This window comes from Streptomyces sp. NPDC058773, from assembly GCF_042746015.1.
Classification (GTDB): domain Bacteria; phylum Actinomycetota; class Actinomycetes; order Streptomycetales; family Streptomycetaceae; genus Streptomyces.
The window spans coordinates 80,113-86,463 of record NZ_JBHYPE010000012.1 but is presented as its reverse complement, the minus strand read 5'-3'; the positions used below and the strand labels follow the sequence as shown (position 1 = coordinate 86,463).

The window sequence follows — 6,351 nt, the reverse complement described above, 5'->3', positions numbered from 1 at the left end:
CCGAGCAGGATTCGCCGCACCACCGACCCGCTCGACTCACTTGCGGACACCTCTCAGACCCTCCTGTGACCCCACCCCGTCCAACAGTGGGCCGCAGTCTGCCACGTTCGGGCTTCGTTGAGTGCTCATCCGGTTACTGATACGTGCGGCCCCCGCAAGGCCTCCACAAGAAGTGGTAGGAAGAATTCCTGGTAAAGCGGCGCGAGCAGGGGCAATTGCGGCACGTGCACGTGCATCTGCCCTTGCATCTGTCTCGCGCATTGGGAACCATAGGCGTCGCACGCATGCACGCTCGTGAAAGATCCGCCGGATCCGGCTGCCCGGCCGGGGTCATGACGTCCGCGAACGCCAGGAGTGCCTCGCATGGGGACCAAGGTTTTGACCATGCTCGAGCCGTTATGGCAGGGCTTCCCTCCCGTCGACCCCCTGGCTGTCTCCGGATCCGCGTCCCGCACACTCCCGCCGCGCTATGAATCGGTGCGCTGTGCACGGGCGTTCACCCGCGAGACACTGCAGGGCTGGGAGCTGGACGAGCTCTTCGACTCGGTCGCCCTGGTCGTCTCCGAACTCGTCACCAACGCCCTGCGGCACGCGATCCTCGCGGCGCCGGAGCACGCCGACAGCACCCCGCCCGCCCGGCTCCATCTGATGCGCTGGTCCTCCCGGCTGGTCTGTGCCGTACGGGACCCGAGCGATGACTCACCGGTCGCCGGGGAGGCGGACTCCGCCGCGGAATCGGGGCGCGGGCTCTACCTCGTCGACTCCTTCAGCGACAGCTGGGGCTGGCATCCGCTGGCCGGCGCCGCGCACGGCAAGATCGTGTGGGCCCTCTTCCGGCTGCCGTAGCCGTGCCGTACACCGGGCGCACCGCGAACTGCGGGCGCCCGGTTTCCCGTTGCGCACGCATCACCGCCTACGGGCGCGCACTCCCCCGCGGCCGCCGGACCGCGTCCGGGCGCTCAGTCCCGTACGAGATGGTCGAACTCGCCGTCCTTGATGCCGAGCAGCATCGCCTGCACCTCGGCCGGGGTGTAGACGAGCGCCGGGCCGTCCGGGAAGCGCGAGTTGCGCACCGCGATGTCACCGCCGGGCAGCTTGGCGAACTCCACGCAGGAGCCCTGCGAGTTGCTGTGCCTGCTCTTCTGCCATGCCACATCACGGAGATCTGTGGCGGCCATGCCGTTGTATGCGTGGGGCACAGGGGTCTCCCGGTGATAAATGGTGTCAACTGCCCGGGATCATAGCTGCGTTCACATGCGGATGCATGCGCAGATGCACGTGCACGACACCGGGTGCCGAGGCCGTCACAGCTCGTCGAGCACGGTCACCGGCCCCTCACACACGGTCGCCGGCCGGCCGCCGCCGCGGACGCGATACGCCGTCACCTGGTACGGACCGACAGGACCGCGGCCCTCAGGGACACCCAAGAGACGTATGCCACGCCCTCCGGGTTCCGGATCGGGGCGATCCGTCCGCCCGCCGGCAGGGTCCGGCACCGAGCACCTCCCCGGACAAACGACGGAGGCTCCCCACGCATCGGACGTAGGGAGCCTCCGGCCCGTCACCGGACGGTGGCCGTCACCGGGACGCGTAGGGCAGCAGCGCCATCTCCCGCGCGTTCTTGACCGCACGGGCCAGCTGCCGCTGCTGCTGCGCGGTGACCCGGGTGATCCGGCGGCTGCGGATCTTGCCGCGGTCCGAGAGGAACTTCCGCAGCAGATCGGTGTCCTTGTAGTCGATGTAGCTGATGCCCGCCGCGTCCAGCGGATTGCGGCGGGGCTTGGGCGTTTGCCGCGGGTCGTGCCGTCGGGGCATGGGGAGATTTCCTTGTGCGTACTGGGGGCCGGTCCGGCGCGTACGGACGCGGGCCGGCTTACGGAACGGGGTCGAGGAGCGCGTCGAAGGCAGGCGGCAGGCTCTTCCAGGCCGGCGGGCCGCCCGCGTACTCGGCGTCGGTGAGCAGACAGGAGTCCAGCAGGGACCGCAGGCCGTCGCGGTCCAGGCCGGGTGAGACGAAGACCAGGTGCTGGGTGCGGTCACCGTGCTCGGGGTGCCAGTCCAGGGCGGCCGCGGCCCGGCGCGCCGGCGGCACCATCTCCCAGGCGGCGTCCGGCAGTGCGGCCAGCCACGGCCCGGCGTTCTCCACACACAGCGCACCGCCGGCCGCGTCCCAGGACAGCAGCGTGTCCGGGCGGTCGGCGAGCCAGAACCGGCCCCGGCTGCGCGCGGCCGCACAGGTCAGGTCCTCCAGCGCGGCATGGAGCCGCTCGGGGTGGAAGGGCCGGCTCCGCCGCCAGACGAGCGTGCCGACCCCCTCCGCGTCGGCCTCCTGCGGCAGCAGCGCACAGGCCGGGTGCTGCCGGTCCGCGGCCGCGCCCACATCGAATCCGGCCGTCGCGGCGGCCGCCAACTCCCCGGATTCCACCGGCACCTGGTGTGCCGTCGGGTGCAACTGCCCGAGCAGCGCCAGGTCGGCCGGTTCCGCCCGCTCCTCCCCCGTCGCGATGGCCAGCACCGGCGCGTACTCCAGCTGCCGTGCGAAGGTGTCGGCGACCGTGCGCTGATCGGAGGCCGCGGCGGCCAGGCCCGCCTCCGCGAGGTCGTCACCGCAGCCGAGGTACGGCAGCAGCAGCGCCAGGTCGACGGCGGTGAGCACGCCGGTCAGCGCGAGGTTCTCGCTGCCGCAGGCGGTGACCACCTCGGCCATCGCCTTGGGCTCGACCGAGTCCCACAGTTCGACGACCGCCAGCCGGCAGGTCCGCCCGGCGGCCAGCCGCTCCAGCTCGGGCACCAGGTCCTCGCGCAGCGCACAGCAGGCGCAGTCGTTGACCAGCGGTGCGTCACCGGCGTCGAGCACACCGCCGGCGTCGCGGACGGTGCGCCGGACGGTGCCGTCGGCGGACAGGGCGAGGTCGTGGTGGAGCGCGACGCTGCCCGGCACGGTCCGCAGCAGCCGCTCGACGGCGGCCTGCCGCGCCTCCGCGTGCAGGCCGCCCACGAGCACCACGTCGAGCCGCTCCATCAGCGGGCCCCGCGGTTGCCGTAGCGACGCTCGAACCGCTCGACGCGGCCCGCGGTGTCCAGCACCCGGGCAGTGCCCGTGTAGAAGGGGTGGCTCGCCGAGGAGGTCTCGACGTCGATGACGGGATAGGTATTGCCGTCCTCCCACTCGACCGTCTTGTCGCTGGTCGCGGTCGAGCGGGTCAGGAAGGCGAAGTCGGCGGCCCGGTCGCGGAAGACGACCGGCCCGTAGGCGGGGTGGATTCCAGGCTTCATGACGGTCCTCAGCGCTCCTCTCGGAAGGTCACGTGACGACCGGCGACCGGGTCGTACTTGCGCAGTTCCAGGCGGTCGGGGTCGTTACGGCGGTTCTTGCGGGTCACGTAGGTGAACCCGGTGCCGGCGGTGGACCGGAGCTTGACGACCGGGCGTATTTCGTTGCGGGCCATGCCAGGTAGTATACGGAAATGGTTTCCATTTTCAATAGGCTCTCACCAGGGCCGACGACCGAAGGGATCGCACCGTGTCCGCCCATTGCCAGCTGACCGGCCGCTCACCGGGCTTCGGCAAAGCCGTCTCCCACTCGCACCGCCGCACGCCCCGCCGCTTCGACCCGAACATCCAGCGCAAGCGCTACTGGCTGGAGAGCGAGGGCCGGCACATCCGGCTCACGCTGAGCGCCAAGGGGATCAAGACCGTGGACACGATCGGGATCGAGGCGGCGGTCGCCCGCATCCGCGCACGAGGAGGAAAGGTCTGATGGCCAAGCTGAGCAAGATCGCCAAGAACGAGAAGCGCCGCGCGACGGTCGCCCGCTACGCGGCCCGGCGCGCCGTCCTCAAGGCCCTGATCCGCAGCCCGCACACACCGGAGGAGGAGCGCACCGCCGCCCGGCGCGAGCTGTCCCGCCAGCCGCGGGACGCCAGCGCCACCCGGGTCCGCAACCGCGACGCCGTCGACGGGCGCCCCCGCGGCTACTTCCGCACCTTCGGCCTGTCCCGCGTACGGCTGCGCGATCAGGCGCACGCCGGGTATCTGCCGGGCGTCCGCAAGTCCAGCTGGTAGCCACCACCGGCCGTCCGGCCCGGGGCAGCCCCCTGGACCGGACGGCCGGACCGTTCGGGTCATACTGGACAGAACGCCCGTCGCCCCCGACGAAAGCGAGCAGCCCCGTGCTCCGCAACGCCTTCGAGCCCTGGCACCTGATCCTGATCATCGCGGTCCTGGTGCTGCTCTTCGGCTCGAAGAAGCTGCCCGACATGGCGCGCGGCCTGGGCCGCTCGATGCGCATCCTCAAGTCCGAGGCGAGCGCCCTCAAGGACGCCGCGCGGAAGGACGACGCACCGGCCGAGGCGCCCCGTACGGAGTCCGCCGCCCGGCACTGACACCGGGGCGCCGGCCCCTCACCGGCCCCTCAGTGGTCGCCGCCCTCGTCGATCAGCCGCCGCACCTCGCGGTCGATCAGCCCCAGCCGGGCCTCGGCGACCAGCGGCACCGCGCGGCGCTGCCGCCGTGCCTCGGCGAGATCGATCTCCACGGCGACCAGCGCGGGCTCCCACTTGGGCGCCTGCGCCACCACGGCTCCCCGCGGGTCCACCACCCGCGAGCCGCCCCAGAACGCCGCGCCGTGCTCATTGCCCACCCGGTTCACGAAGACCACCCAGCACTGGAGCATCTTCGCCGTATAGGACAGCAGGGTGTCCCAGTACAGACCGGTGTCCATCGCCTCAGGGTCCAGGCTCGCCGCGCTGTTGGTCGGCACGAACAGCACCTCGGCGCCGTCCTGCACCGCCAGCCACGGCAGCGCCGGCTGCCAGGCGTCATTGCACACCAGCGTGGCCCCCCGGCCGCCGCTCCTGGCCCGCGTCAGCTCGTACGCCCGCAGCGACTGCCCCGGGCTGACGTGCTTGCGCTCCTCCCAGGCCAGGTAGTTGGGCAGATACAGCTTGCGGTGCGCATGCACCAGCTCACCGGCCGCATAGTGCGCCGCGGTGTTGTACGCCCGCAGACTGGTGTGCTCATGGAAGCCGACCAGCACATCGGGGCCGCGGGTGCTGAGCGCCAGCAGCCGCGGGTCGTTCGCCTCCAGGGACTCATCACGGCTGAGCGCGCCCAAGTGATAGCCGTGCAGGCTCAGTTCGGGGAAGACCACCAGATCCACGGCCTGCGCCGCCGCCTGCCCGATCTGCTCGCGGGCGATATCGAGGTTCTCCTCCACCCCACCCAGCACACAGTCGGTCTGCGCCAGCGCAATGAGCATGGCCCCACCTCATCGCCTCATCACTTTTGCGGCCTTCACCCCAATTTTGCCAGAGCCCGGAGGTGGCGGCACGGCCCGGCGGAACATCCCGTTCCGTCCCGCTTCAAACCCCCCGGAGACGGGTCCCCACCAATGAGCGAAAGAACGATCCTTCCCGTACCGGACACGGGTTTTCACACGTTGATCCGCACGATCCGTCGTACGCCCCGCAGGGCCGCTTCCAGCCGCAGCGCCGCCCGGCGAACAAGGGCACGACGGTCCACGGTCGAGTCGCCGGCGATGCCGACGGCCGTCTCGACCGGGCGGCCCCGGCCGAGCGGCCCGCCGGACCCGCTCGGCCGGCCGCCGGCCCCCCGAAGGAGGCCGACCGCCGGCCGACCGCGGCGGCCCGCCCGCTCATCTGCGTCGCGTACGGGACCGGCGCAGCAGCAGCGCCCCGCCCACCAGCAGCCCACCACCCGTCCCGGCCAATGCGGCCAGCTCCTCGGCCCCGGTGGCCGCCAGCAGCCGCGAGCCCGCCGACGCCCCGGCGTGCGCCACCGCGCCCACCCGCGCCTCCTGCGCGGGCCGAGCGGCAGGTCCGGGGACGTGCCCGGGGGTCTGGCCGCGAGCGTGCGCGTGAACGTGCCCGTGGGGGTGCCCGGGGGCGTGCTGCACCGGCGCCGTGACCGGGTGCTCGGCCCGCCGCGGGGCCGGCCACTGCTCCGGGGCCGGGCGCTGCTCCGGCCGCGGGGCGTTCCAGTGCACGCCCGGGGCCTGCTCCGCTCCCGGCGGCCGCTGGGGCATCGGGCCCTGCTGCCCCGGCGGCGGCTGGTGCGGCCCCGACACCGGCGGCGCACCGTTCCCGCACGCATTGCCCATGGCCGGGTTGAGCGCCGCTCCCCCGTCCACCGAATTGCCGCACACATTGACCGGGGTGTCCACGGACACCTGCACACTGTTCCCGGACAGCACCCCGGGAGAGTTCCTCGCGCCCCCTGCGGCTCCGGCATCCGCGTACGCCGCGCCGCCGCCCGCGCCGAGCACACCCGACGCCGCCACGAACACACACGCCTTCAGGCTCTGTCGCATCTGTCATCCCTCATCTGCAG

General features: G+C 72.3%; 11 protein-coding genes. 4 read left to right on the top strand and 7 right to left on the bottom strand.

From position 1 onward, the window contains the following. Positions 1–363: 363 nt before the first annotated feature. Positions 364–846, top strand: a complete 483-nt coding sequence (locus tag ACFW5B_RS13615; protein WP_386438007.1) for an ATP-binding protein — start codon at positions 364–366, stop codon at positions 844–846. A gap of 113 nt (positions 847–959) precedes the next feature. On the opposite strand, the gene ACFW5B_RS13610 is transcribed toward ACFW5B_RS13615, so the two are convergent. The 5 genes from ACFW5B_RS13610 to rpmG all read right to left on the bottom strand — a co-directional run bounded on the left by ACFW5B_RS13610 (position 960) and on the right by rpmG (position 3,449). Further along, positions 960–1,199, bottom strand: coding sequence for a DUF397 domain-containing protein (locus ACFW5B_RS13610; RefSeq protein WP_362825758.1), 240 nt, complete (start codon positions 1,197–1,199; stop codon positions 960–962). Positions 1,200–1,578: 379 nt separating this feature from the next. Then, complete coding sequence (rpsR, locus tag ACFW5B_RS13605) at positions 1,579–1,815, bottom strand: 30S ribosomal protein S18 (protein ID WP_386438004.1); 237 nt, start codon at positions 1,813–1,815, stop codon at positions 1,579–1,581. A gap of 58 nt (positions 1,816–1,873) precedes the next feature. Then, positions 1,874–3,022, bottom strand: a complete 1,149-nt coding sequence (locus ACFW5B_RS13600; protein WP_386438001.1) for a CobW family GTP-binding protein — start codon at positions 3,020–3,022, stop codon at positions 1,874–1,876. Next, entirely contained in the window at positions 3,022–3,276 is a 255-nt protein-coding gene (locus tag ACFW5B_RS13595; RefSeq protein WP_386437998.1) for a type B 50S ribosomal protein L31, read from the bottom strand. Before ACFW5B_RS13595 ends, ACFW5B_RS13600 begins: the two co-directional genes overlap by 1 nt. Before the next feature lie 8 nt (positions 3,277–3,284). After that, entirely contained in the window at positions 3,285–3,449 is a 165-nt protein-coding gene (rpmG, locus tag ACFW5B_RS13590) for a 50S ribosomal protein L33 (protein WP_018536469.1), read from the bottom strand. Positions 3,450–3,523: 74 nt separating this feature from the next. On the opposite strand from rpmG, the gene rpmB reads away from it, so the two are divergent. The 3 genes from rpmB (at position 3,524) to tatA (ending at position 4,385) form a co-directional block, all read left to right on the top strand. Then, on the top strand, positions 3,524–3,760 hold the full coding sequence (rpmB, locus tag ACFW5B_RS13585) for a 50S ribosomal protein L28 (RefSeq protein ID WP_042150378.1): 237 nt from the start codon (positions 3,524–3,526) through the stop codon (positions 3,758–3,760). Continuing rightward, the gene (gene rpsN / locus ACFW5B_RS13580) at positions 3,760–4,065 is read left to right on the top strand and encodes a 30S ribosomal protein S14 (RefSeq protein ID WP_386437993.1); all 306 of its coding nucleotides are present in this window, start codon (positions 3,760–3,762) and stop codon (positions 4,063–4,065) included. Before rpmB ends, rpsN begins: the two co-directional genes overlap by 1 nt. A gap of 107 nt (positions 4,066–4,172) precedes the next feature. Further along, positions 4,173–4,385, top strand: coding sequence for a Sec-independent protein translocase subunit TatA (tatA, locus tag ACFW5B_RS13575; RefSeq protein WP_386437990.1), 213 nt, complete (start codon positions 4,173–4,175; stop codon positions 4,383–4,385). Positions 4,386–4,414: 29 nt separating this feature from the next. Here tatA and ACFW5B_RS13570 read toward each other — a convergent pair whose 3' ends face one another. After that, a complete protein-coding gene (locus ACFW5B_RS13570) occupies positions 4,415–5,260 on the bottom strand; it encodes a nitrilase-related carbon-nitrogen hydrolase (RefSeq protein WP_386437987.1) in 846 nt (281 codons plus the stop codon). A 396-nt stretch (positions 5,261–5,656) separates the two neighbouring features. Continuing rightward, positions 5,657–6,331, bottom strand: coding sequence for a chaplin family protein (locus ACFW5B_RS13565; RefSeq protein ID WP_386437984.1), 675 nt, complete (start codon positions 6,329–6,331; stop codon positions 5,657–5,659). Positions 6,332–6,351 lie beyond the last annotated feature (20 nt).